Source organism: Bacteroides hominis (genome assembly GCF_033042785.2).
Classification (GTDB): domain Bacteria; phylum Bacteroidota; class Bacteroidia; order Bacteroidales; family Bacteroidaceae; genus Bacteroides; species Bacteroides hominis.
Genome location: NZ_CP178829.1, coordinates 3,032,921 through 3,059,919, shown reverse-complemented (window position 1 = coordinate 3,059,919; position 26,999 = coordinate 3,032,921). Strand labels below are relative to the sequence as shown.

19 protein-coding genes are annotated in these 26,999 nt (G+C 43.8%); 7 read left to right on the top strand and 12 right to left on the bottom strand.

The window, feature by feature from the left end:
• Window positions 1-4 precede the first annotated feature (4 nt).
• From R3O62_RS12740 to R3O62_RS12725, 4 genes are all read right to left on the bottom strand, one after another.
• Window positions 5-1,141, bottom strand: a complete 1,137-nt coding sequence (locus R3O62_RS12740) for a clostripain-related cysteine peptidase (protein ID WP_005808956.1) — start codon at window positions 1,139-1,141, stop codon at window positions 5-7.
• Between the two features lie 4 nt (window positions 1,142-1,145).
• Complete coding sequence (locus tag R3O62_RS12735) at window positions 1,146-2,258, bottom strand: DUF3868 domain-containing protein (protein WP_317472848.1); 1,113 nt, start codon at window positions 2,256-2,258, stop codon at window positions 1,146-1,148.
• A gap of 14 nt (window positions 2,259-2,272) precedes the next feature.
• Window positions 2,273-2,839 (bottom strand): DUF3575 domain-containing protein, encoded by a 567-nt coding sequence (locus R3O62_RS12730; protein ID WP_005808958.1) that lies wholly within the window; start codon window positions 2,837-2,839, stop codon window positions 2,273-2,275.
• Between the two features lie 623 nt (window positions 2,840-3,462).
• Window positions 3,463-4,677, bottom strand: a complete 1,215-nt coding sequence (locus R3O62_RS12725; protein ID WP_317472847.1) for a site-specific integrase — start codon at window positions 4,675-4,677, stop codon at window positions 3,463-3,465.
• A 1,655-nt stretch (window positions 4,678-6,332) separates the two neighbouring features.
• Here R3O62_RS12725 and R3O62_RS12720 point away from each other — a divergent pair.
• The 4 genes from R3O62_RS12720 to R3O62_RS12705 all read left to right on the top strand — a co-directional run bounded on the left by R3O62_RS12720 (window position 6,333) and on the right by R3O62_RS12705 (window position 11,170).
• Window positions 6,333-7,184, top strand: coding sequence for a helix-turn-helix transcriptional regulator (locus R3O62_RS12720; protein WP_005808961.1), 852 nt, complete (start codon window positions 6,333-6,335; stop codon window positions 7,182-7,184).
• An 83-nt stretch (window positions 7,185-7,267) separates the two neighbouring features.
• On the top strand, window positions 7,268-7,873 hold the full coding sequence (locus R3O62_RS12715; RefSeq protein WP_005808963.1) for a DUF3575 domain-containing protein: 606 nt from the start codon (window positions 7,268-7,270) through the stop codon (window positions 7,871-7,873).
• A gap of 10 nt (window positions 7,874-7,883) precedes the next feature.
• A complete protein-coding gene (locus R3O62_RS12710; protein WP_122200318.1) occupies window positions 7,884-9,998 on the top strand; it encodes a tetratricopeptide repeat protein in 2,115 nt (704 codons plus the stop codon).
• Between the two features lie 5 nt (window positions 9,999-10,003).
• Window positions 10,004-11,170, top strand: coding sequence for a hypothetical protein (locus R3O62_RS12705; RefSeq protein WP_032536352.1), 1,167 nt, complete (start codon window positions 10,004-10,006; stop codon window positions 11,168-11,170).
• Window positions 11,171-11,415: 245 nt separating this feature from the next.
• On the opposite strand, the gene R3O62_RS12700 is transcribed toward R3O62_RS12705, so the two are convergent.
• Entirely contained in the window at window positions 11,416-12,267 is an 852-nt protein-coding gene (locus R3O62_RS12700; protein WP_317472846.1) for a type II CAAX endopeptidase family protein, read from the bottom strand.
• 104 nt (window positions 12,268-12,371) lie between these two features.
• On the opposite strand from R3O62_RS12700, the gene R3O62_RS12695 reads away from it, so the two are divergent.
• A complete protein-coding gene (locus R3O62_RS12695; RefSeq protein WP_122200315.1) occupies window positions 12,372-13,418 on the top strand; it encodes a leucine-rich repeat domain-containing protein in 1,047 nt (348 codons plus the stop codon).
• Window positions 13,419-13,556: 138 nt separating this feature from the next.
• Here R3O62_RS12695 and R3O62_RS12690 read toward each other — a convergent pair whose 3' ends face one another.
• From R3O62_RS12690 to R3O62_RS12675, 4 genes are all read right to left on the bottom strand, one after another.
• Window positions 13,557-14,624 (bottom strand): hypothetical protein, encoded by a 1,068-nt coding sequence (locus R3O62_RS12690; RefSeq protein WP_317472845.1) that lies wholly within the window; start codon window positions 14,622-14,624, stop codon window positions 13,557-13,559.
• 20 nt (window positions 14,625-14,644) lie between these two features.
• A complete protein-coding gene (locus R3O62_RS12685) occupies window positions 14,645-15,067 on the bottom strand; it encodes a hypothetical protein (RefSeq protein WP_005808978.1) in 423 nt (140 codons plus the stop codon).
• Window positions 15,064-15,627, bottom strand: a complete 564-nt coding sequence (locus R3O62_RS12680; protein ID WP_005776534.1) for an RNA polymerase sigma factor — start codon at window positions 15,625-15,627, stop codon at window positions 15,064-15,066. Before R3O62_RS12680 ends, R3O62_RS12685 begins: the two co-directional genes overlap by 4 nt.
• 196 nt (window positions 15,628-15,823) lie before the next feature.
• Window positions 15,824-17,437, bottom strand: coding sequence for an ABC-F family ATP-binding cassette domain-containing protein (locus R3O62_RS12675; RefSeq protein WP_317472844.1), 1,614 nt, complete (start codon window positions 17,435-17,437; stop codon window positions 15,824-15,826).
• Between the two features lie 234 nt (window positions 17,438-17,671).
• Between R3O62_RS12675 and R3O62_RS12670 the strand changes: the two genes are divergently transcribed.
• Both R3O62_RS12670 and dnaJ read left to right on the top strand, forming a co-directional pair.
• The gene (locus R3O62_RS12670) at window positions 17,672-18,259 is read left to right on the top strand and encodes a nucleotide exchange factor GrpE (RefSeq protein ID WP_005776532.1); all 588 of its coding nucleotides are present in this window, start codon (window positions 17,672-17,674) and stop codon (window positions 18,257-18,259) included.
• A gap of 50 nt (window positions 18,260-18,309) precedes the next feature.
• Window positions 18,310-19,494 (top strand): molecular chaperone DnaJ, encoded by a 1,185-nt coding sequence (gene dnaJ, locus R3O62_RS12665; RefSeq protein WP_005776531.1) that lies wholly within the window; start codon window positions 18,310-18,312, stop codon window positions 19,492-19,494.
• 110 nt (window positions 19,495-19,604) lie between these two features.
• Here the strand turns inward: dnaJ and R3O62_RS12660 are convergent, their stop codons facing one another.
• The 3 genes from R3O62_RS12660 to R3O62_RS12650 form a co-directional block, all read right to left on the bottom strand.
• A complete protein-coding gene (locus R3O62_RS12660; RefSeq protein WP_317472843.1) occupies window positions 19,605-22,391 on the bottom strand; it encodes a sugar-binding domain-containing protein in 2,787 nt (928 codons plus the stop codon).
• 163 nt (window positions 22,392-22,554) lie between these two features.
• Window positions 22,555-24,186, bottom strand: coding sequence for a RagB/SusD family nutrient uptake outer membrane protein (locus R3O62_RS12655; RefSeq protein ID WP_217736902.1), 1,632 nt, complete (start codon window positions 24,184-24,186; stop codon window positions 22,555-22,557).
• Between the two features lie 15 nt (window positions 24,187-24,201).
• On the bottom strand, window positions 24,202-26,946 hold the full coding sequence (locus R3O62_RS12650; RefSeq protein ID WP_223129522.1) for a SusC/RagA family TonB-linked outer membrane protein: 2,745 nt from the start codon (window positions 26,944-26,946) through the stop codon (window positions 24,202-24,204).
• Window positions 26,947-26,999 lie beyond the last annotated feature (53 nt).

The following is a 26,999-nucleotide window of genomic DNA, read 5'->3' as shown; positions in this document are numbered from 1 at the left end:
TATATTATTGCATTAACTTCAGCTTCTTTCTTTCGGTCAGCAATGCGGGAGCGGTGGCTTCAGGTATATACAGCGTCATGCCGCAATGATCGCCAATCGTAAATCCGCCCCGGCTCTGTGACATAAAGTTCTCCGTAGCCGCTTTATAGATTATCGCTTTCTCCAAGGCCTCATCAAAAGCGGCAGATTCTTCTGCGCTTCCAATCCTTTCCACATAGGCCGAAGCGTCATAAAAGAGATGTTGTCCATCCGGCAAACGATCAAAACTCTGTAAGCCGCTACGGTCTATCCACTCCCAACGTTCCACCCGGCTCTCGGCTGCACGAAGTTGCGACTTCAACATTTCCAAGCCGTTAGTCCGGATCACACTGATGGTAGCCGAACGGTAATCCCCTTCCAGATTGTTATAATAATCATAATAGGCGGCAGCCACTGCCGACAGATCCGCTTCCTTTTTATAAAGCAACGGAAACATTTGTTTGTATACCGGAGTGAAACCCGGTGAAAGCATCTCGGCCGATGACCCGACCACATATTGTGTTTTATCTTTCAGTTCATAGGCTACCTCGAGTCCGGCCATGAAACAACCTTCGAAAAGGATGAAATTGAACTGGCCATCCGGGATGGCTGATGCAAAATCCTGTAAAGTCATTTCAGAATGATTATCCTTGACAACCGAACGGGTCATACCGCCCGGAACCACTGCCGTACCTACCGGCAGCCATCCGCTGGTATGAGAAAATACGATCAATCCCGGATCAACGGAAGGATACCGGGCCATAGCCTCATTGACAACCCGTGCAAATACGGAGGCACTGGCTGAATTCTCCTGCTTATACTTAGCCAATATTTTTGTTACCTTTTCTCCCTGCTCATCAAAACAAACCTCTAACAAGCGGGTACTATCCGCTCCTTTTTTATCCTGATAAATCAATAGATGCCCCGGAAACCTGTCCCATGCCTCTGCTAATGCTGACAATTTTTCGTCGGTCTCATCGGCTAAATCATTATCCCCTCCCATATAAACCAAAAGGGTACGATCAGACAGACGTTGCTCCAACAGACCGTCCGCTTTCTCACCGACTACACAACCGGCAAGCAACAAGCAGAGCATATATCCTATGTAATACATTCTTTTCATATTCTTATTTTACGTATCTAATACGACATGACACTCGCCGGAGCTTCGGAAAATATTCCCGCAGCAAGACTCCGAATGTTTTCCCTTTATTCAGCGTTTTCAAAGATTTTTTCCGTTGATTGTTATCTTTTACGGTACGCAGGATTGAAAGAATTTCATCACGCTCCGGAAGGTCGGAAAGTTCTATATCTTTCTCAAACTGTTCCCAATCTTCGCCTACCCATTCAACTGCGATCTCCATGCGTTCGCCATATTTATTTTCAAGAAACTCCTGAAGAGCTTTGGCACGCTTCTCGGCCAGACGTTCGTTATTCAAGGCATATCCTTCCGGGGAAGAGTAGCCGGTAACAGTGACTCCCGATATGGAATTCCGGTTATCCCGCTCAATAGAGTCCACCTGATTAACGAAATGCATCCAAGAGGCACGGTTCAACTCATGATCGGAAAGAATGCGCATTTCGTTAGTAGGGAAATAAATATCAGCTTCATAGCCCGCCTGAATAGGAACCACCTTCCTATGGGAAGAGGCATCCGCAATCACAGGTGGCTGTTCAGATACATCCGGAACTACCCGGACGGTGTCACGAATCACAATAGTATCCACCCGCTCTACAATCAATGGGGGTATCTGCTCTGTCTGCATGGCAAAAGGTACCAAACGGGCATCACAATTGCAATTGGTATCCCGCATCCACACTTTCACATCTTCCATCCATGCCGCATAAGGAACTTCGATTCGATAATGGATGTAAGGCAAGGCGTGATCTCCCTCACGAAGCACAGTATAAGGAGGAATCTTCTCCAATCCCGAAGTAGTGCCCAAGGCCCGGCGTCGGCGATACATCAAATCGCTTTGAGGCCCATTGAGCACAATGGGAGGCAGCGACAACGAATCGGCGGCATTGCCCGAAGAGAGTAGCGGAAACAGATAGACCGTACAGTCCGGCGCCAGATGGACGCTGGTTAAGTCGACAGCCAGATCGACCAACAAGACAGAGTCCCGGCGTTCCAAACGATACACCTCTGTACGGACAGGCTGCGTAGATCTATCTGCCGCTAACACTGATAGAGAGATGAAAAATGAGAAACTTATGAAAAAAGCTTGCCTGATATTCATGTCTTACCCCTCCCCTACTTTAAAAGATAGATAATGGACACACCAACCTTGGTAGGGCCTACATAACCGGTCCGGTAATGATCGACACGCTCACCGCAGGTAGGACAATAAAACTTATCATAATCAACTTGAAGGTATCCCAAACCGATATCGACTCCGATATTCACCCGGTTACTGATAATCCACTGATAACCATAAGTAACCCCTCCACCATACAACTGACCTTCAAGCCGATAATCCTTCAGGATGCCAAAAGGAAGGTTACCGAAGTTGAAGATACCTCCCGTAGCATGCACGCCCAGATAATGCCCCTTGAAAACTTCACTCAGCCAGTAACGGTATTCTACCTGCCCGACCAAATGTTTCATTTTCCGGTTTTTAGCGTAAGTAAAAGGATTATATTGAATAAGACCGGCTACACTCATCTTTGAACTAAAAGCATATTCGACTCCTACATTCGGAGTAGCCGTGGCCCAGTAAAGACCATTGGTAGTCAAGCCCCATTGCTGAGCGCGCCCCATACAAGGAAACGCTAAAAGCAAAGCAACAACCACCCCCAATGTGCATAGTACCTTTTTCATATTTATGGTTTGTTTGATAATTAGGGGCTCTTTCTTATAATGAAAGGGAAAGCTTCAGAATTACCAACATAATCACCTGTAAGACAGAAAAATAAAAGAGTACCGATCCGGAAATGTTTCTGATTTTTTTTATTTTCAGAAACAATTGCAGGAAGTATGAAAGTAAAGCACTGATTCATAGAGCATTGCTTGATATTGACTCAGAAACGATTTCAGAAACATAGATGGAAAGGGCCGTAAAAGAGCAACACGAAGGATGATGTACAACCTGCATATATCTGATTATAAACAGATTAATCATCCTTGTGAATAAATAACGGCATGTGCCTGAAGCAGTGGGGACGGGCAGATGAAAACCGTTGGAAAAGAAATAGCGAGAAACCGGTGTATGCTTTCTTAGAAGAGTCTGTAGACAAAAAGAAGGTGTACAGGAGGATGTTTTTTTCTATATGGAAAGAGAAAATAAATAATTGACAGCAAAAACAAAAAAAACTAAAAAAAGATTTGCTTTATTAATAATTTAATATGTATCTTTGCAAAAGTTATTTGAGATCAGAGGGTATCTCACGGTTGGCTCTTTCATTATAAGAAAGAGTTTTTTTTGTCCTTTTCTCACCCCCTCTTTACCGAAGACAGTTTATCACTAACCGATTGGCCCTGTCAAGCCGCGTAGTATCTATACGATCCAAATAGATGCGTGTAGTCTTCTCCGATGTGTGTCCCATGCAGTCACTGATGACCGAGACAGGTATATCGTTCGCATGAGCAAGGGTCGCCCAGGAGTGGCGGGCCACATAAAACGTAAGCGGCACCTCCAACCGAAGCCTGTCACCCAATTCGCGGATCTGTTTATTAAGCTTGCGTTGCTGTCGGCGGTAATCCTGATAGCTGTCACCACGGCGGAGCATCGGGAGCAGATAATCCGATGAAGAATCGGCATAGCGGTCAATCAACTCACGCAAACCGTTTTCAACTCGTATCCGCAACTCTTGTCCCGTCTTCTGCCGTTTATAGCAAAGGTAGTCTCCTTGCAGATTTTCTTTATTAACATAGCACATATCTACAAAAGACATTCCACGCGTATAGAAACTGAACAGGAACAGATCACGAGCCAACTGCATATCGGCACGGGAAGCAGTCAAATCGACTTGCTCGATCCGTGCAATCTTCTCGCGGGAAATGGCACGCTTGGCAGTCACCTCTTCTTTAAGGTTCAGCCTCCGGAAAGGTTTCTGATCAGTATAAACCAAGTGGTCGGCACAGGCGCGATTGTAGATGGCACGCCACTGGCGGAGGTAAAACGAAATGGTGTTTGGCTGATTGCCCCGGTTGCGGAGGAAGTCGGCAAAGCGGTCGATTACTTCGGGGGTCAGTTCTTCGAACGAGAAAGGACGGTCACCCACAAACAACTCGAACGCCCGGCAGGCACTACGGTAATTGGCGGCTGTGCCCTGACGCCCTTTATTTTCCAGACCGGCTATCACGGAGTCGGCGTAGACCAGTACCTGGGTCAAATCATTGTGATAGTTGTAGACGCGTACAATGTCGTCCACCGTATAAGCACTCCCCTTCTCCGCTTCCAGCGATTCGCAAATAGCTGTCAACTCCTTCCTTATATATATAAGGTATTCGTTGGCTTCGCGAACAGTGAGCAGGCGACGGCGATTGCCACCGGTATTCTCTACCATTTCTAAACGGGTGTTGAACTCTGCCTCCCAAAATCGGTAAGGCGTATAAATCTCTCTTTTCTTTCGATGGCGTATGATCTGTATCACGAGTGGATAGCTGCCATCACGACCCTCGCGCGAGCGATTGAGCCGTGGAGTGATGGAGGTCATCTTCTTTTTTACTTTTGAAAATTTTGCAAAAGTATAACAACGTCCACTATCAATATGTTGGCAGCTTTTTGACTTCACTATCTTAAAAAATCTTATACATTTTGTTTGTACTCCCCTCCATGAAGAGAGGAGCAAATGTAGCCCACCCCCCGGAAACGACCTAAAAATAGCCGTTGCATTTTTGCAACACCTCTCTTTTTCAGGGTGTCGCAAATATGCAACACCGGATTTCCATCGATGAAATGGGCTATTTTTGAACTACCTGCATGATTTTCTTTATTTCACCGGGAAGAGAAAAAAATCTGTCCGGATAAAAAAGGCATAGATATTATGGGGTATCATATGATCTAAACTTTCGACTACCCGATTAGCACAACAAACAATAACCTACGCCATATACGCGATATATATGAAAAGTATATACACGATAAGAAAACATGAACCCCATATTACCTACTATTTGTTAATCAGAAGTTATCGAGACTTCAACTATAAATAACACTCAGAATGCTTTCCTTTCATTGAAAAAGCGCAGAAGCAGCACTTATCTTTGCACTGCAAAGCGTAATGTTTGCTCTCGTAGATCAATCGAATCACTTATTTGGCAATAGAATCTGAAAATTGTCATTTTGTATTTTCTATAGCTTATAGAATTCATTTTTTCCGTCCAAGTTCCAAGGTTAATCAAAAGAAGCTCAAGAATCCGTATCAGAGTAAATCGAAAAGAAAGCAAATAAGGCAATACGCAATCCACAAAATCGGCATACGTAACCGATTGCAATATAAAAGATAAATATAATTTCAATTATAGATCATTTTCATATATTCAGAGAAGTCATAAACGAGAAGCAACCAGAAAAATACGCAGTGTTTTATGCCCCTTTTCCGAAAGAAAAAAGAGAGTTATCGGCTGCAAAGCAACTTGCCACCGGTTAGATGTTAACTTCCTGCCGGCACAAAGCTAACTTTCTGCCGACAAAGAATTAACTTTGTGCAATTACAAAGTTAACTTCCTATAGATAAAAAAGTGAATATCCGGTTCTTTTTTACTACCAAACTCTCTTTTCATCTGTCTTTATATCCCCGCAAAGCCCCTATTCCAAGAAAACGGAGCATTGCACGCGTCAGCAAAAAAGGAAATATCAAAGCAAATAGTTAGAATTTAAAGGAAAATCAATACGTCCTCTACACACTCTCAGAATAGAATCCACCAGCCAATTCATATTTAAGCAAATCAGGAGTTCTACTTATCAAAAACATTTCTGAAAGTTTTCATTTTTTATCTGTATCTTTGCCCCAATTATATGCGGCCGGAGAAACAAATCGGTTTTAGCAACATAAACGATAGCCTAATCGTCATCAGAATCACCACCTCCGATAACCAAAGAAAGGCTATAATAGACTTACTCATTGGGGTAACTGTACCGTCTCAGGACGTGGTGCACTGCCATTGAGTAAGCAGGCTTGTGGTGAGCCTTGATGACGTATGGCGGGCGCACTACGTCTTTTTAATATATATATGTTTGAATTGATTTTGAAATTATTCACATTTATTATGGGGGAAAAAGGACGCTGTGAGAGTTTTGTCCACGGGACTCGCAAACATTGTGCGAATAGGACATAACCAACATCTGACATTGAAACCAAACATAAATATGAATCTTAAAAGCCTTCCTTTTCATAAAAGAAACGAGTATCTGCAAAGAAAATACCACCAGTTCAAGAATATAGAAAGTGCGGAACAACAAACGATCTATTACATCTATTATAGTACAGTGGTCTGCTTCAGTATCGGAATCCTGGCCGACCTTTGCGTCTACCTCATGCGAAATAACTTATTGCTGGCAATATGCAATATACTCTCCCTGGGATTATTTGCGTTATTCACTTATTTACTGATTCGGAAAAAAGCCCGGATCGTATCTCTACTAAACAGTGTTTTCTATACGATACAAGGCAATATACTGATCTCGATGTACAACCGTATCTACCTACCGCCGGAAGAAGCCGGATTCTTTTTGTCGCAGGACCTGATTATCGGAATGGTGACCTGCGGACTGGCTTCCATTTCCGTAAAACGCCACACGGTCATAATCCTATCCCTCTCACCGGTTTTGCTCTACCTGGGCATCGGACTCTATACATCGTCCGACCTCTACCTTATGAATTTTCCCAGCCTGACGGTAGCTTATATTTTTCCTCCGGTAATGCTCGCCAAGTTACAGGAAATATTGCGAAGCATGCACCGGCAAAAAAAAAGGATGACTTCCGAACTAAAGCTATGGGCGGCTTTCAACGCCCTGCACCTTCAACCCAGCAACAAAGAAATACAATTCTGCTGCCTGATATTGGAGAACAAAACGACAGAAGAGATAGCTGAACTTCAATATATAGCCCCTTCGACTGTGAGAAGCAACCGAAGCCGGCTCCGACAAAAATTACAGATAGGGCAAGAGACTGATTTACAGGAGTATTTATCAGAATTAATAAAAAAAGATTTCGATTAGTTGAAAAATGTAAATTAAAACCTCTATATTTGTCACCGACAAGAATAAACGACAGCACGCTTTAGACAGAAGTGAGCGCGTTTATGAATACATTTAATTTAAAACTAAATTTCCCCAACTTGTTGTGGGAGATAGCCGGATATAATTTCCCGTCTCTATTCGGGAAACGGGCTATACTCTTTATTTTCATAGCAATATCTTTTCAAGTATCCGCCCAACGTATGGCCATCAAGACTAATACGCTGGAATGGTTAGCGGCATCTCCCAATCTGGGAGTGGAATTCCCGCTAAACGATTGGATGACAGCCGAAATTTCGGCATCGGCTAATCCCTGGAAGATTACAGATAAACTTTTCTACCGTCATGGGCGCGTACAAGCTGAAGCTAAATATTGGCTTCGGAACCTGCTGGCGCGCCATTACATCGGTATCACAGGATTCTATTCCATGTTCGACGTAGGAATAACCCCCAGGGCATATTATGGAGATGCCGTAGCTGCGGGTGTCACGTATGGATACAACTGGATTCTGTCACGCCGCTGGAACCTTGAGGTTTCAGGCGGTGTGGGTGTGGCACGCTACAGGTTGGTGCGTTACCAACCGGGAAGCACTCACGGTGAACCGAATGAATCGGGATGGGCCCCCATACCGGTTAAACTAAGTGTATCTTTTATCTATATAGCCAAATAAAATAACCCTAATGAATATCAAAAGATTTTTGCTATTGGGGATAGTGACCCTATACGCCATTATTCCGGCATGGGGACAAGCCCAGAAAGTAGAAATACGCGGAAGCGTAATCGATGACGAGGGAGAGCCTGCCATCTCTATCGTAATCAGAGACCAGAATGAAAAGGGAGATGTATACGGCATCACAGACCTGGACGGAAAGTTCAAGATCATGGCAGATCCCAGTACGACCCTCCATTTCTCGGGCTTTGCCTACGCATCAAAAACAGTAAAACTTAAAGGAAAGACAACGATAAACGTAGTGATCTCGTACGAAGCATCGATGATTGACGAAGTGGTGATCACCGCCAAAAAAGTGGTGGACAAACTGCTACCGGAACCAACCGACATCGAGATCATCGGAAATCAATACATCATCCACCCAAAAGTAAAAATTCCCAAAGAAATGTATAAGCCGAACACACGTATCGTAGTGCAACCGATGTTGGTGAATATTACCCGTAAAACACAGAGCCTGTTCCGCCCGGCAGTGGTGACCGGAAAGGAGTATGCCATCACATTGGAACGAATGATGGAATTCGACCTGAGCAGAGACCCGTTAGCACCTTTTCAGGAGAAAACGCAAAAGATTGATAAAAATGAAGTGATTGCCTACGTAGACTCCCTCTATATGGATAACCCGGACGATGAATGCCGGTGTGACATCTACATGTATCTGGTAGAATATAAAAAACTGGCATACAAAGATACAGTAGTGATAGCCAAAGGTACGGTAAATCCGATGCGTTTCTTTACGTACCAAGCGGATGGCATGAAAATCAGAGATGAAAAATACATCCCTAAACCTCAAAAACAACAAAGAGGCGACAGAGGAGAAGTGAAGCTGAACTTCCTGATCAACTCGGCAACGATAGACGAAAAGGATCCGAACAACCAAAGAGAACTGGAGAAAATGCGCTTGCGCCTGCAGGAAATAGAAAACGATCCGAACTCGGAATTCCTGTCGTTTTCCGTCAAAGGAGTATCGTCGCCAGAAGGTCCGTATCAGTCGAATCTGAAACTGGCACAAAAACGCACGGACAGTACGCTGAAACGTATCTTTGGTTTTCTGAACGGAGGTACTATAGACGCGATAAAAGACAGTACATATACAGAGGGAGTGGTGGCCTCATGGGAAGAGGTAGCAGAATTGATGGAACACGACTCACTGCCTACAGACAAGTTACGGGAAATCATCAATTGCTATCCGGACAACATGGCCTCGCAATACAGCCGGATCCTACGACTACCGGAATACCGGAATGTCATTCTAACGACTTACTTACCACGGCTGCGCCGGGTGGAATATAGTTTCAACTATTCGGTGATGAGATTACTGAACGATGAAGAAATACGCATAATGTATAAACAAGACTATAAAAAATTGGTACCCTATGAATTTTGGCGGATATACCTGAATGCCGATAATGACTCTACACGGGAAGTAATCTGCCGACAAGCACTGGAACAATATCCTAAATTTATGATTATGGCCAACGAATTGGCTGCATTACTGATAGAACAAAAGAAAGCAGACAGCAAATTACTGGAACCGTTTGTCAGCAGATCGGCTCCCACAGAACTACTCTGTAATCAGGTAATCGCCTTAATGGACGAAAGAGCTTATAACCGGGCGGACTCCATTATAGACTTTTTGCCGGACAACGACATGACACAAGACGTAAGAGCCATCGTTGGAGCTTACAACGGGCATTTTGAGGATGCTTATGAACGGTTCGGAACACAAGGCGGCATAAATGAAGTGGTATTATTAATGGCCATGAAGCAAAATGAAGAAGCGTGGGAAAAGGCACAAGAACTACCGGATGAACCACTCAGCTATTATCTAAGGGCGGCATGTGCCAACAGGTTGGACAAAGTGAGCGAAGCATATGCTTTCATAAAACGGGCCCTGAACGAAGATCCGTCACTGAAAGAGATTGCGCAGATAGACGGAGACGTAACCGACCTACTGCAACAGTTGGAAGAGGAAAAGAAAGAACAGAAGGAAAAAGCGGAGAAAACAAAAGAAAAAACCGAAACGGAAGAGAACGGCTTGAATGAAGAAAGAACGATAAAGCAATGAAGAATATGAGAAAGAGCTATAAAAGAATCCTGCTGTTAGGAGTCGGTTTCGGCTTATGCGGAACTCTGGCAGCACAAGAGCAAAAGCAAGATTCAACAGCGGGAAAAAACAATATAGAGGCCTCAGAATATTTGATACCCAAAAGAAAGGGAGCGGAAAAGTTCCATTCGAAGAGAGGGGCGGAACATCTGTTTTTCTCTGTCGGATCGGGCATCGGTTATCTGTTTAACGTAGGAGGCGGACAAACCGCTCACGGACCACGGGCATCATTCATGGCAGGCAATTGGCTGACTCCCGTCATAGGATTACGGGCCGGAGGGGAATATACACAGTGGAAACAAGGAAATACGGATATGCATCTGGCAGGAGCCAATGTAGACTACCTGATCAATATCAGTGCATTTGCCGCCAGATACAACCCGAAGCGGGTATTCGAAGTGATCGGCGCTCTCGGACTCAGTTATCAGGCCACTATCATAAAAGACCAAAAAACAATCCATTCATACGGATTGAGGGCAGGATTACAAGGGAAACTGAATGTATCGTCTGCTTTTAACCTGTTTATCGAGCCACAACTGGCACTTTATCCGGACCGGGTGGACAACCAGCCATCGTGGAAAAGATATAACCTGGCAGGATCACTAATGGCAGGTATTACTTACAAACCGGCAGGATACACTACCCTGACCTTCCTTAAAGGAGGTTTTGCCTCACTGGCGGCCGGCACGGGAAACACCGGAAATGTATTGTTCGACACGGAATTCGCTTTAGGTAAATGGTTCGACAAAATTAACGGAATGCGGATCAGTGCCGGCAGTAGTACCGCCTTTTTAGATAATGAAGAAAGCGGAAGCAACCGCGATTTTAATATCAGCCTCAACATCGACTATCTGTGCAACCTCACAAGGCTTTTTTCCGACCGGGACAGCCACGTGTTCAACCTGACAGTGGCAGGTGGCATCGGAAGCTATTTTCCCGGAACGGAATCATCATCTTCCATCATCCTGAACGGCCGCATCGGACTACAGGGAGAAATCAGGTTGTCGGCGCATACCGGGCTTTGGCTGGAACCCCGAATCAATATATTTAAAGACAGAAGTTATCGGGCTGACCTTCAGGAACCCATACGGGGAACAGTGGGGTTAATGGTGGGAACAACGTATAAATTTTAGAATAAGATTCACCCCCACATACTTTATGCTCTCTCTTATGGACAAATTAATATAAACCTACATTGATGCAAGTGTTATAATGGCTGTTGTACAGCTTTTATTTTGTTTTGTTTGTGTTTAATAGTGCGCAACAAACTTACTGCGAAGTAAATGCGTCCTTGCTTTTCCACTCTGACTTACTGTGAAGTAAATGTGGTGTTTGTTTTATCAATGTCCCAGAGTTCAGCGGAACATGGGACATTTTTTTATTGTTCAAACCACCAGATTATGAGCAGTGTAAAGAGCGTTGCCAATGCCGTGCAAACCAGCGAACCTTCAAAACCAAATGCTCCTCCGTTGATCAGATTATTTGCGGACAGGCGAAGTGAAAACAAGGTTTCACAGAAACGATTGCCACTGACTTCAAATCCAAGCACGGGCCCTTGAATCCAGTTCCAAAAGAAATGAAGCGAAATTGGAAACCAAAGGTTACGGGTATAAAGATAGGCAGCTCCCAGTAATAATCCTCCCAACACCAGATTAAGCATAGGCAAAAAAGCCACATTGGGATTCATCAGATGGAGCAACGCAAACAAAAAGGAAGAGATGAAAAGAGAAATAAATTTATTGAGTCGCGTACGCAATAAGCGCCCCAGAATATATCCGCGCATCATAGTTTCTTCGACAATGGCAACCATAGCGAAAAACAGCCCGCTCAAGAACAGATCGCTCCAATGAAAATGAACACCGACAACCTCAATCTGACCGGTCAGCAAACAAACAGCAAAGCCAATGGCATAGATAAGCACTGCCATCAAAAAGCCGTATAAGATGTCTTTACCACGTCCTTTCAGACTGAATCCTAAATCGGAGAAGGGACGATGATCCAGAAATTGCATCATCAGGAAAGTAACAACAAACACGCTCAGCAACATAGCTCCCTCCCCAATAAAGAAAGCCCCCATTCTCCACTCTTTTAATACAGGGATAGAACTCAGGATAATCCCAAACAGAGGTATAAGAATATAGAAACCCACCAGAAATAATGCAATACTTGCAAATGCCGGAATTCCTCCCGAAGAGGGGATCGGACTGTTCTCTTTTTCTTGTTGTTCCATTTTGTTAATTTATTAGTTGAAGGACAAAAATAACTATATTTTCCTAAAACTCTCAACGAGATAAAGTATGATTCGCTATATTTGTCTAAACATTTATCATAAATATGAAAATAAAACATCTGTTTATAGGAATAGCCCTTGCTGCCAATCTATTTGCAGCTACGGCACAAGAAGTTAAGAAAACATATTTCGTCAGCAAACCGGGAACTCTTATTTCGATGATGACGGAAGAAGAAGCAAACCAGGTGACTCACCTCACTCTGACAGGAAAGATCAACGCAGTGGACTTCAAGCATCTGCGCGATGAATTCAAAAATCTGCAAGTGCTCGATATAGCGAATGCAAGTATCAGTATGTATTCGGGAAAAGAAGGTACGTATCCGGATAAATTCTATATTTACATGCCAAACTTTGTTCCGGCCTATGCTTTCTGCAAGATGGAAAACGGCATTGCCAAAGGGAAACCGACCCTAAAGAAAGTGGTTCTTTCGGAAAAAATCAAGAACATTGAAGATGCAGCCTTTATGGGATGCGAGAACCTGAACATCTGCCAGATCAAAAAGAAAACTCCTCCCAACCTGCTGCCGGGAGCTTTGGCTGACAGCATCACTGCAATCTTTGTACCGCTGGGAGCAAGTGATGAATACCGGCTGAAAAATCGTTGGGATAACTTTGCGTTCATTGAAGGCGAACCATTGGAAGCTAAAATAGAGGTAGGTGCTTTGAGCACGCTGGAAAGTGAAATACAAAAAGCAGGGCTACAACCGAAAGAGATCAACTTCCTGACCATCGAAGGTAAACTGGATGCAGCCGATTTTAAACTGATACGGGATTATATGCCGAATCTGGTTGCCGTAGACATCGAAAAGACCAATGCGACAGCTATCCCGGACTTCACTTTCTCACAAAAAAAATACCTGCTCCGCATTCGTTTACCTCATGGACTGAAAAGCATCGGACAGCGGGCTTTCAGCAATTGCGGACGTCTGTGTGGAACCGTGGAATTGCCGGAAAGCATTACAGCCATCGAATATGGTGCTTTCATGGGATGTGACAGGCTACGCTACGTAGTTGCCAAAGGAGATAAAATCACAACCATAGGAGACAATTTATTCGGGGAAGGGAAAAATAAGTTGATTTATAAACGATAAAAAAACGGGAGCATATCAAAAAACTCACCACAGAGGACACAGAGGAACACAGAAGGAATTTTAACGACACGAATAATCTGTGGAAATCAGCGCAATCTGTGGTGAGAGGACCTTTGACACAACTTCACTCCTTCTTGTTCATCGCTTTTTTATCCAATAACCTATACCCAAAAGAATAAGCAAGCCGGTGAGGATAAAGGCCCAGATGTTGGGTACGCGCGACTCGGCAGTCAAAAGATATTCGCCTGCCAAAAGACGATAGGCATCTACTTTCCAGACCCAATGACCATCCTCCCTAAAGGTTGTATTTGCCGAAAGCATTTGTCCGGGCATATTGAGTTCATATTGAATCACCACTCCAAATAACTCAACGGAACGTGTTCCCTCATCAAATTTTTGATCCACTTCCTGCTGTTTTTCTTTATAGAGAAGCGAAAAGCAATCAGTATAAAAGTGAGTATCAAGTAATTGACAAACGAGTGCCGGAGAGAAGTCCGGATCATCATTCTGAGGCCGATATGCCTGATACAATGAATCCTTAGCCGCATTCAGGCGTGAAAGATAGTCACCCTGCTTCAGGTCAGCTATAAAAGGCCGCATCACTTCAAGACTTAATTCATAGAGACTCCGGTTATACCATTGAACAAATTGTCCTTCCAAACGATCGAGCACTTCTTTCATCTCCAATCCGTTCATTCCCCGATACGCAGTGTCGTCGCCCTGAAACCAAAGTTTCTGTTCCGACTCGTTCAGATAGTTTTTCAGAGGTACAGGCCCTTTTTCTGTCAGTTCGGGATAAACACCGTTATAGGTATAATACGTATAGAACCAACGGAAATGTTTGGTCAGTGTTTCCCGCGGAGTCACCAAAGGACGAAACATCGGATCTTTAGGCCGGACCTGCTCCGAAAATAAGTCGACAGAAGCCTGCTCCCTGCTGGCACACACGTTTATCTTTTCCTTCTCTCCAAAATAATTATGCATCCGGACAGAATCAAAACGCGTCACCGTCCAACCGGAATCCAATGAGAACATAAAAGGATTTTGTGCCCGATTTCCGGCCATGAATGCAGAATCGCCAAAGGCATAAACTTCCCTACGAGCCGATCCATCAGGAAAAACCTGGGTTTTCACTTGATAATAGGTGGTGCAGGACACCATTGAAACGGCCAGCAACAATATCGGTAAAAGATTTTTTGTTTTCATACGCATCTATTTTTTAAAGATCACTCACTCTTCATTATCTGTTTATACTGAGTATAAAGCCGTTCTCGTTTAAGCATTTCCCTTTTCCGATTACGGGATGCGGTAAAGAAAAGTTCCTGCTTCTCTCCTATCGTCAAACCTCTATGCTCCAGACTGCCTGTGAAAGTATTCGATTGATAGGGCTCCGGTATGATGATTACTTCAGACGAGGGAAATGAATCAACAGACATCGTTTCTGCTACCCATATCGCCAAGAGCAAAGTTGCAGCAATGCCCGAACACCAGGCAACAAGATTCGGTCTGCGCTTGGCCGGACTTCTGAAAGAAGCCGCCTTGACAGCACGCATAATATCTTCGGTCAATGCCTCCGGATTTTCCAGAATGGGGGGTGTCTTTTTTAACTGTCCCAACCACCTTTCATAATTAATTTCTTCCTTTTTCATCTTTCTTTATTTATTTCATTCAACTTCTTACGGATACTCTTCCGAGCGAGATAGAGGTTTGTTTTGATCTGGATCGATGTAAGTCCGGTAATAATCTCGATCTCTTTGATTTCCAACTCTTCTATATCGCGCAATGTAAATACCAGCTTCTGCTTAGGAGTCAGTTGTTGCATAAAGTACAGGATATGTGCTTTCAACTCCCGGTTGACTAACACTGCTTCGACGTTATCATCGGAAAGAATGGGCAACTCGGAAAACGCAATATCGGAAAGCGCTCCGGCCGGCGAGTGTTGTAAAACCCGCAAACGATCATAACAAATATTACACGCAACCCTGTAAAGCCAGGTCGCAAAGCGAAATTCAGGACGGTATTTGTCCAACGAAAGCCAGACACGCAGGAAAGTCTCCTGTACCATATCCCGCGCTTCCTCTTCATTACACAACAAGCGGAATGCCAGGCGAAAAACAAAAGTCTGATACTCTGCCACAAGCAAAGCAAATGCACTTGCATCTTGCTTCCTGCTCCTTTCTACTAATGCCTGTATTTCCTTTTGTTCCATAAGCCACGGTATATGTTGTTTATATATGATACGTAATAAATGGAGAAAGGTAAAATAACGATGAATGATAAACTATGAACGATGAACAACAGTAAACGATAAATAAAGTGAATGCGAACAAAAAAACGATGAACAGGTGCCCATTCAGGCACAACCTGTTCATCGTTAATCGTTCATCGTTCAAAACCGTACATCATTACTTGTACATCTTGGCTCTCAGCTCTTTGATGTGATCGGAAGTAATGTATTCGTCGTATTCCATCATCTTATCGATAATACCGTTCGGAGTCAGCTCAATCACGCGATTGGCAACGGTCTGAATAAATTCGTGGTCATGTGAAGAGAAAAGGATATTGCCTTTATAGGTTTTCAGGTTGTTGTTGAATGCCTGAATAGACTCCAAGTCGAGATGATTGGTCGGAGTATCGAGAATCAGACAGTTGGCATTGCGCAACTGCATACGGGCAATCATACAACGCATTTTCTCACCTCCCGAAAGTACACTCACTTTCTTCAGTACTTCTTCACCGGAGAAAAGCATACGTCCCAGGAAACCTTTCATATAAACTTCATTACCCTCGCCGTATTGGCTCAACCAGTCGACCAGATTCAAATCAGTATTGAAATATTCGGTATTATCCAAAGGAAGATAAGCAGTTGTAATTGTTACCCCCCAGTTGAAATGTCCTGCATCAGGCTTCATATGACCGTTGATGATCTCAAAGAAAGCAGTCATCGCACGCGGATTACGGGAAATGAACACAATCTTGTCACCTTTCTCCACATTGAAGTTCACGTCGTTGAACAATACAACCCCTTCTTCGGTCTTCTTGCTCAAACCGGAAACTTCCAATATCTGATTGCCCGGCTCACGCTCCGGAGTAAAGATGATACCCGGATATTTACGGGAGGAGGGTTTGATTTCTTCAACATTCAACTTTTCGAGCATTTTCTTACGACTGGTAGTCTGCTTGCTCTTGGCAACATTGGCACTGAAACGGCGGATAAATTCTTCCAGTTCTTTCTTTTTCTCCTCAGCTTTGGCCTTCTGGTTCTGCTGCTGACGGAGGGCCAATTGACTGGATTCATACCAGAAACTGTAGTTACCGGCAAAAAGATTGATTTTTCCGTAATCGATATCGACCGTATGTGTACAGACAGAATCGAGGAAGTGACGGTCATGACTTACAACCAACACGGTATGTTCGAAATTAGAGAGATACTCTTCCAACCAGGTAACAGTCTCCATATCCAGGTCATTGGTAGGCTCGTCAAGCAACAGGTTATCCGGATTTCCGTATAATGCCTGTGCCAGCATCACACGCACTTTTTCCTTACCGCTCAATTCACCCATCAATGTATAATGTTTACCTTCTTTCACACCTAAACCGCTCAACAACATAGCTGCGTCACTTTCAGCATTCCATCCGTCAAGTTCGGCAAACTTCTCTTCCAGTTCGGAAACCTTCAGACCGTCTTCATCAGTAAAATCTTCTTTGGCATAAAGGGCTTCGCGCTGCTTCATAATATCCCACAACACGGTGTGACCCATCATTACGGTATCCATTACCGTATAAGCGTCCCACTTAAAGTGGTCCTGGCTCAATACCGAAAGGCGTTCGCCCGGACCTAACGTAATGTTTCCGGTAGTCGGGTCGAGGTCACCGTATATCGTACGGAGAAAAGTTGACTTGCCGGCGCCATTGGCACCGATAATACCATAACAATTTCCACTTGTAAACTTCAGATTTACATCATTAAACAATACCCTTTTACCAAACTGTACCGAAACGTTTGAAACTGTAATCATTCTATTATTATTCCTTAATTTATTTATTATCAAATAATGCGGTGACAAAGGTAGACATTTTTAGTGAATAACGAACTATCAGTAATGTGTCAATCTGACATAAAAGTATTACCTTTGCTGCGTTTTTTGGCAAAACAAACAAACTGGCAAAGTTTTTGCTGCAAAGCCAATACATTAAAATGCCGTATTGACATGAAACTAAATCCGTTTAACAAGAATAAAAACAGAATAGATATGGACCCAAAAGAAAAAAAAACCAAGAAAGAAGAAGAGTTGACAGTAGACGATATTCAGGATACCGTTGAAGGACAGTCGCAAAACGAAGAAACCACTGAGGAAAGCACACCGCTGACCGCAGAGGAGAAACTGGAAAAAGAACTGGAAGAAGCCCATAGCCAGATCGAAGATCAGAAGGACAAATATCTCCGTCTTTCGGCTGAATTCGATAACTACCGTAAACGGACCATCAAAGAAAAAGCAGAGTTGATTCTGAACGGTGGTGAGAAGAGCATCAAAAGTATTCTGCCGGTAATCGACGACATGGAACGTGCACTGACAACTATGGAAACGGCTACGGACGTAGCTGCCGTAAAAGAGGGTGTTGAGTTGATATATAATAAGTTCCTGTCTATCCTGTCGCAGGATGGAGTAAAGGTTATCGAAACCAAAGACCAACCGCTGGATACGGATTATCACGAAGCCATCGCTGTGATCCCTGCTCCGACAGAAGAACAGAAAGGTAAAATACTGGATTGTGTACAGACCGGATATACCCTTAACGGCAAAGTAATCCGCCATGCAAAAGTAGTTGTGGGTGAATAACCGGGACACGACAAACTTGCTAACATAATTAAAATCAACGAAACTAAAATATGGCAGAAAAAAGAGATTATTACGAAGTGCTGGAAGTCACGAAAGAGGCAACAGTCGAAGAAATAAAGAAAGCATACCGGAAAAAAGCCATCCAATATCACCCGGACAAAAACCCGGGTGACAAGGAAGCAGAAGAAAAGTTTAAAGAAGCAGCCGAAGCGTATGACGTACTGAGCAATCCGGATAAACGTGCCCGCTACGACCAGTTTGGTCATGCAGGAATGAGTGGAGCAGCCGGAAACGGCGGACCGTTCGGAGGATTCGGTGGCGGAATGTCTATGGACGACATCTTCTCTATGTTCGGTGATATTTTCGGCGGCCATAGCGGCGGCGGATTCGGTGGTGGTTTCGGAGGCTTCGGCGGATTTGGAGGCGGAGGTTCTCAACAGAGAAAATTCCGTGGCTCAGACCTCCGGGTGAAGGTGAAGCTGAATTTGAAAGAGATCTCTACAGGAGTTGAAAAGAAATTCAAACTAAAAAAATATGTACCTTGTTCGCACTGTCACGGAACAGGGGCGGAAGGTAATGGCGGTTCTGAAACTTGTCCGACCTGTAAAGGTAGCGGTTCGGTAATCCGTAACCAGCAAACCATCTTAGGAACCATGCAGACACGTACTACGTGTCCTACTTGTAATGGCGAGGGAAAAATCATTAAAGACAAGTGTAAGGTTTGTGGTGGAGAAGGTATCGAATACGGTGAGGAAGTAGTAACAGTAAAAATTCCCGCCGGAGTAGCAGAAGGCATGCAACTCTCTATGGGCGGCAAAGGAAATGCCGGAAAACATAACGGTATCCCGGGCGACCTATTGATTTTGGTGGAAGAAGAGCCACATCCGGAGCTGATTCGCGATGAAAACGATCTGGTATACAACTTATTGCTGAGTTTCCCTACAGCAGCTATCGGAGGTGCGGTAGAAATTCCAACCATCGACGGAAAAGTGAAGGTAAAAATCGAAGCAGGTACACAACCGGGAAAAGTGCTCCGACTCCGCGGTAAAGGGTTGCCAAGTGTAAACGGTTACGGCACAGGAGACCTGCTGGTTAACGTAAGTGTATATGTGCCGGAGACACTGAGTAAAGACGAAAAAAGTACTTTGGAAAAGCTGGAAGAATCGAAGAACTTCAAGCCAAGTACTTCAATTAAAGAAAAGATATTCAAGAAGTTCAGAAGTCTTTTCGACTAAGAAGTTTCACCGCCGATCACACTGATTTACACAGAGAATATCTCATAAAATTTGCCCGGGTATACATCGAAAGATGTAAGCCCGGGCAAATTTATATAAAACAGAACATTCTATTTATCAGAGACTAATTGCTGCACTTGCTCTGCCTGTACAGATACGACCGGAGAGAAAGCCGGACTTACCATATACTTTTTCAAGCTATACAATAATTGGCGCGCTTCGACACGCTTATCCATGTTTTGCCAGAAATCAACGCCCGATACCAACAATTTTCCATTACCTACTTTTACCTCAAATAGCAAGGCGAGAGGACGATTTGTAAACCAATCGTCGATGACACGCACTATCGGAGCTATTTCAGGGGAAAGTTCGGCCACTTTAATGGCACCGGAATGGCTCATGGCATCCCACCATTGATAATCACTGTAATATTCTGTGGGGAATTGACTCAAAGCCGGATGTTTCGGATTACACAAAATACCCAATGTATGAGGAGCTTGTCCTCCTGTCCAAGCAGTATTCCAGAAAATACTGGAAAATCCGACCTGAATATCACCTCCCATTTGACGGGTCAGTGTCCCTTTCTTTAAAGATAACAATACAGAAGCACCTCCTTCAAGAGCCTTTAGGGTAGTGGCATCCAAACAGTCGACCATCCGGATACTCTCTTCTCCCTCTACTTTGAGTGGCAGAGCGGGATAAACCCAAACATTCCAACTGTTCTTCCATTCACCGACTGCCACCTCCAACACCAAACGCCGGGGAGTTTCCATCTGAGCTAAAGAAGCGGAAATATCTCCTAATGGAAAGTTATTGCCTATGGGAAGTAAATCTACTTTCCACTGTCCGGACTGCAGTACATTTCCTGCCGTATCGGACAAAGTCCATCCAGCTGCCACATTCTTTAGTGGAGTTTCGCCATAATGAGCCACTTCTACCCGGGCGTTCAACAGTTCGTCATTTTTATAAATAAGTTTAGGCAAACGTGCCAAAGGGACGGTTGGAGCACAGAAACGGCGGTACTCTTCGGGAGAAATATAACCTTTTTCTTCCCAGAAAGCATCCAGCACACCGACCAATGCTGTACCTTGTCCCGGAAAGTCATTGAGTCCCAGTAACTGGAATCCACCGAAATTCCTGGTACGTAAAGCAGCCTCAACATCTGCTTTATAGCAGAGTGCCTGTAATTTGCCAGACGCAAGCAAGAAACTGTCTGCAAGATGTATCATACCATTATTTTGCAGAATATCCCTGAAAATTTCCATATTTGCAGGACGCATGACACCGTCATATTTGCTGATCTCTTTAAAATTAGGATAAACACACCATTGCCCGCTTTCGTGACTTACAACAGGTTGGCTGAAGCGACTGACATATTCCGACCAATCATAATCGGTACGAGGAGGTTCTGCGTTGATAATACTCCGAAGTCCCTGTCCCCATCCCTGAATGCGGGGAGCAGGATCACTTAAAAAATCATTGACCGCCAACATGGGCCATCCTGCACCGCTACAATACAAGCGGCGATTATCCCGATCCTTCCATGTTGTGACAAAGTTGGCCAGATAAGTACTACTCCCCACACCTGCCGGTTCATTGCCATACATCATCATACAAAACGAAGGATGATTGCCAAACGTGTTGACAATCCGTTCACTTTCGTCCCAAATGAACCGATCGAGCGGACGACCGTCACCAATCGTCGTAGACTGATTGGCCCAAGAGGAACATTCTATTTCCAGATAAAGTCCCATTTCATCAGCTGCACAAAATGCAGCCTCAGGAGGACACCATGAATGAAAACGAACATGGTTCAGCCCATGTGCCTGAAAAGCTGTGAATATTCTTCTCCAAGTTTCTTTGTCAGTGGGCGGATAGCCTGTTTTAGGAAAAGCGGCACAATCCAACGCACCACGCAAAAAGACAGGACGGTTGTTAATCGTGATACAACCATTGACTACTTTAAAATCACGCATACCAAAAGACTCTTCACTAAAATCAGTGGTCTTTTGCTCCTTATCAGTCAGACTTACTTTCAATCGATATAAATTCGGATGAAATTCATCCCACAAACGGATATCATCTCCCAAAGCCAGAATAGCCTCCACTTCATTAGTCCCCGGCTGAAGATTGACCTCCTTTTGCAAAAGTTTGCCATCAGCCTCCAAAGCGAGCAAAGCTGTCACTTCATTCTTCTTACGGTTACGGAGGAATGTTTTCACACGAATGCTTTTAGCTGATATATCCGGGAAAATAGTCGTACGTACAATGTTCACCTGAGGACGCACCTGAAGAAACATATCCCCGATAACCCCGTTCCAATTGCCCTGGGTATGATCGGAAATACTGTGGGAATTTTCACCCGGATCGATATCCTTTACACGATTATCGATACGTAAAGTTAATGTGTGTTTTCCGGGAGTCAGGACATCCGATAAGTCGTACTGATGTGGAGCACCCAATGCATTCTGCATACCGACCTCTTTATCATCTATCCACAAACGAGTTTCCCAATGACAACGTTCCAGAAATAAACTGATATCCTGTTGCCCCCAGCCTTCCGGAACAGTCACCTCTTTTTTATACCAGGCTGCCCCCTTGTAATACTTCACAGGCTGCAACCAAAAGGGGATTTTAACATGACCCGGTTCACGATAACGGGCATAGGCATCACTCCGGAAATAGGCTGAATCAACGATACCTCCGGTCCACGGAGTATTGGCAGTAATGTCTTCTCCCAAGCCATTGGAAGCCATGGATCCGGGTAACAGGACCGTACTGTCCCAATGAGTAGAATCGGTCGTAAACTGCCAACTACCCGACAAGTCGATCTTAGTAACCTGCTGTGAACAGGAAGCCAATAAAAACGAGAAAAGTGTTAGTGTTTTGATCTTCATTATTTCATATTATCTATAAGGTTGAAAACAATGTTACTTCACTGATTTTGTATCAATACGCAAAAGTAGCAAGAACGATTTACCTTATAAATAGATATTTCTAATATAATGATGGATTATTTTATGATTTACAATAATCATCTCCACATAATATTTTGCAATTTCAATATCCCGGATTCTGTGTCAGATTGGGATTCATCAAACGGATTTTCTCCGGAATAGGAAATACTGTAGTATAGCCACTTTCCTCACCCGGAAGCCGGGGCCTGCTTGTATAAGCACGGGTATATTGGCGAAAACGAACCAAATCTTGCCTGCGCCAACCCTCCCAGGCAAACTCTAATTGACGTTCCGAAAGCAAACTTTCTAATGTAGCTGTCCGGAAAGGAGCATTCACACGGGAGCGAACAAGATTCAGTTCTACATCTCCATTTTCTCCGTTACGGACTTTGGCCTCACTCTTCATTAATAAAACATCGGCATAACGATAGAGTACAATATCATTTTCCATCAGTTTACCATCTTTTGTGGCGGTTTCATCAATCTCATACTTTTTCATCCGTGCGCCTGCGGTTTTTTCATAGGAGGTATTGGAGATATCGACATCCACCTTCCAAGGAAAATACTCCAGCAAAGTACCGTCATCGAGTGTGATGACCTTTCCCTTCAAATCGTAAACAACACCTGCAAAATAACATTTATCAAAACGGGGATCGACAGTTTGGGTATCATACCCAAAGGTTCGAAGTACTTCCACAGTAGCGCTTGAACCATTCTCTCCTCCCAATCCGTAGGCCTTGGCATGATTATAGTGACGGGAACGGAAAAGATATTGCATCTGGTTAGTATATAAAGTCTTACTCATTGGAATGGTAAAAATATTCTCGGCAGAAGATTCATTGTAAACAGCAAAGTTTGCTTCATAGTTATCTTCCAGACGATATCCCGCCGCAGTAATGGAATCACAATATGCCTCCACCGTTTGCCAAGCATTGAGCCGGTTGCCATCTACTTCAAAATAGATGTCTCTTCCATCGGGATATTGTGTATCGGTCCAGTTATCATCCGCATATATCTCAGCATTCAAGGCAAGTTTGGCAAGCAAGAAATGGACTACAGGACGGGTAATCCGCCCATAATAACTGCCGGAACGATTGCTATATGTTTGCGCCAATAAAGGGGCAGACTCCTGTAACTCCTTCACAATAAAATCAAAAACTTCTTTACGACTGTTTTGTTTCACCTCTTTCAAAGGTATAGCAGATGAGAGAATTAGAGGAACACGTCCGAACAAGTCCATTAAATGATAGTAATACAAAGCACGGAAAGCACGAACCTCTGCCCGGTAAGCAGGAAGTTCCGTGTCATGGTGAGTCTCCTGATAAGTATCGATTCGTTCAAGTGACTGATTGCAAAGACCTATAACCTTATATAAATATTCCCACGTAGCCTGAATAGCATCATTATCGACTCCCCAACGATGAAGAAAAAGTCCCTGCCAGAATCCTCCATCATACCAGTCACCTCCACGGGTAGGCATAATAGCCTCATCGGTGGTAAAGGTATTCAGATCGTAAATTCCCCTGCCGGTGCCCTGCAACCCCTGACTATCACTATAACCTCCTATGTTATTGTATAAGGAAGCCACTGCATTATAATACAAATCGGTGAGACTCTTGTAAGCATCCTCTTCGGGAATCTTATCTTTAGGATTTTCATTCAGAAAGTCATCGCATGAAAACAGCAGACTAAACATCAGGATACAGACAAAGGAATATATATAGTGCCTTTTCATAATTAATCCTCCAAATTAAAAGTTAATACTCAAACCAAGCGTATAGGTACGTGCTAAAGGATATCCCCGTTTGTCATCCACTCCCAAAGTAGAATTAACGGTAGAACTATTGATCATAGGTGACAGACCGGAATATCCGGTAATAGTAGCCAGATTATTGACAGTCAGTGCGAGACGGAGGGACTGGACGTATTTTTTCCACTTCGACACCGGAACATTCCAGCCTATCGTAACATAATCGAAGTTTACATAATCACCTTTCTCCAGCCAATAGTCCGTAGCGGTCTGGTCTTTGATATTACGTCCGGGAGCTTTCTTCATTACATTGTAATCAGGGAAAATATTCATATTCATGTAGGTCAGTGAAGTACCGTTATAGATTTTATGACCGAACGCCCCGTTTATCTGTACTGAGAGATCGAAACGCTTATAGCGAAAGCTGATATTGGAGCCAAGCAAAGTCTTGGGCACCGCCTGACCTGCCACATAGCGGTCTTCTCCATCTTCAAGGCTCACCCCTCCTCCGTTCAAATCGGCAATGTCATACGTATACCCACCATTGCCATCGGAAATAAGCCCTTTGCAATGAGGCAGGTAGAATACCCCTAAGGGTTGTCCTATCATCTGATACACAATATGATTATATCCACCATGAAATCCGGCTCCGTCCAGACTTGCCAGGCTTTTATACTCAGGTGCCGAAATATTCTCTCCACCATACATTCCACTTAATGAAAGCAATTTATTTTGCTGGAAAGTGACATTAACATTAATGTTCAATTCCATGTCGCGGGTCTTCAAAGGAGTGATGCCGACAGCAATCTCCGTACCGCTGTTGCGCATGGAACCTATATTTGCCAAAAGAGTGTTATAGGTAAAAGGCGGCACACTGACATTATAAAGATAAAGCATATCAGAGGTCTTGGAATTATAGTAGTTCAAAGAAAAGAGTAACCGGTTGCCAAACATACCAAGATCCGCACCTGCATTAAAAGTACGCTTTACTTCCCATTTCAAATCGGGATTGGTATTACGCATATTACCCAAAGTAACCACCTGTGAACTACCAACAGGAACAACTCCGTTAGGCTTTACCAGATTAAGCGTCGTATAAGAGTCGATGCCACTCTGATTGCCGGCCAGCCCGTAACCGATACGAAATTTCAGATTATCCACCAATGAAATACGTTTCATAAACTTCTCTTCACTGACAACCCAGGCAGCCGACACGGATGGAAAAAAGCCCCATTTATGATTGGCACCAAACTTGGAAGAAGCATCGGTACGGGCATTCACCGTAAGAATGTACCGATCGTCAAACGTATAATTGAAGCGACCGAGAAAAGATGCCAACCGCGGCTGTTCAAAATAAGAGTTCGTTCCTTCCCAAAGGCGAATGGCACCTGCCTGAAGGTTGTTATAACCAAACTGATCGGAATTGAAATTGGTCACAGTGGTGTAAAAACCGCTATAAGTCTCTTTTTGAAGTTCCGCCAGGGCCAGCACATCAAAATAATGTTTATTCCGGTTCTTTTTATAGGTCAACATCAGATTGCCAAGCAGTGATTCCATTTTCCGGGTACCTTTATATGCTTGTCCGTGTGCCCATACAGATGTAGGCAGATACTGGGAATTTTCAACAATATTATAAGTATAAGAACCAAAAAGAATCAGTTTAAGCTCGCGCAGTAAGTTAAAGGTCAGCCGGGCATGAGTACTGATATGTGAAGTCGCATCATGATCTTTCACTTCCATCCAGGCCAAAGGGTTAGTGATCTGGCTGGCATTGGTTATCTGATCCCAGGAACTGGTTTCCGGATTACGGTGATTGGGATATGTAGGATTAAAAGTTGCAGCCGAATAGAATGTTTTTTGAAGGTCAAACAAATTATGGTTCTTTTGGATAGAGCCAAACATACCTAACTCGCACACCAAGAAATCATCAAAAACATGCTGGGTCATGTTCATATTCGAAGTGAAGTTCTTCATATCCTCGTTCAATATAATGCCCTGACGATCCATAAAGCCCAACGAAACACGATAGCTTGAAGCATCCGTCCCACCATAAAATGCAACATGATGATTCTGTTGCAGACCTGTTTGCTCTATCTCCTTCAAAAAATTGGTTTCATTCCCTTTATCAAGTATTGAAATGCCCTGTTGCTGCGCCAGATTGCGAAACTCACTGCCGGAAAGCATCTCCAGATTTTTGTATACGGAGGATATGCCGAAACTACCGTTATAGCTGACTCTGGTTTTGCCCCGAATTCCCTTCTTGGTAGTGATCTCGATAACACCTGAAGCACCACGGGAACCATATTGTGCTGTCTCCGAAGCATCTTTCAAGATAGTAAAGCTTTCTATATCGGTAGGATATATAGAAGTCAACATACTGAGATCACCAAACACACCGTCAACAATAATCAGAGGGTCGTTACCACTGGTCAGTGAAGTGGTTCCCCGCAAACGTACGGCATCCAAAGCAGCCGGACCATTGGTTCCTTTTTCTATGGTGAGTCCGGGAACACGTCCACGGATAGCCTCCAGAGGATTGGTAATCTGGTCCTTATTCATTCCTAACCCCGTAATTTTTTCTACCGAACCGGAAATATTCTTTTTATTCCCGGTGGCGTATCCTACAGTAATAAGAGAATCTGCCAGCCAAACAGGCTTATCCTGTGCTCGCAAAACAGAGGTGGTAAACACCAAAAACAAAGCTAAGACGAATGTTGGTATGTGAATGATCCGGTATTGTTTCATACTATCATTATTTAAGGTTTGCATATAAAATATAACAAAAAAAGAGGGTATCT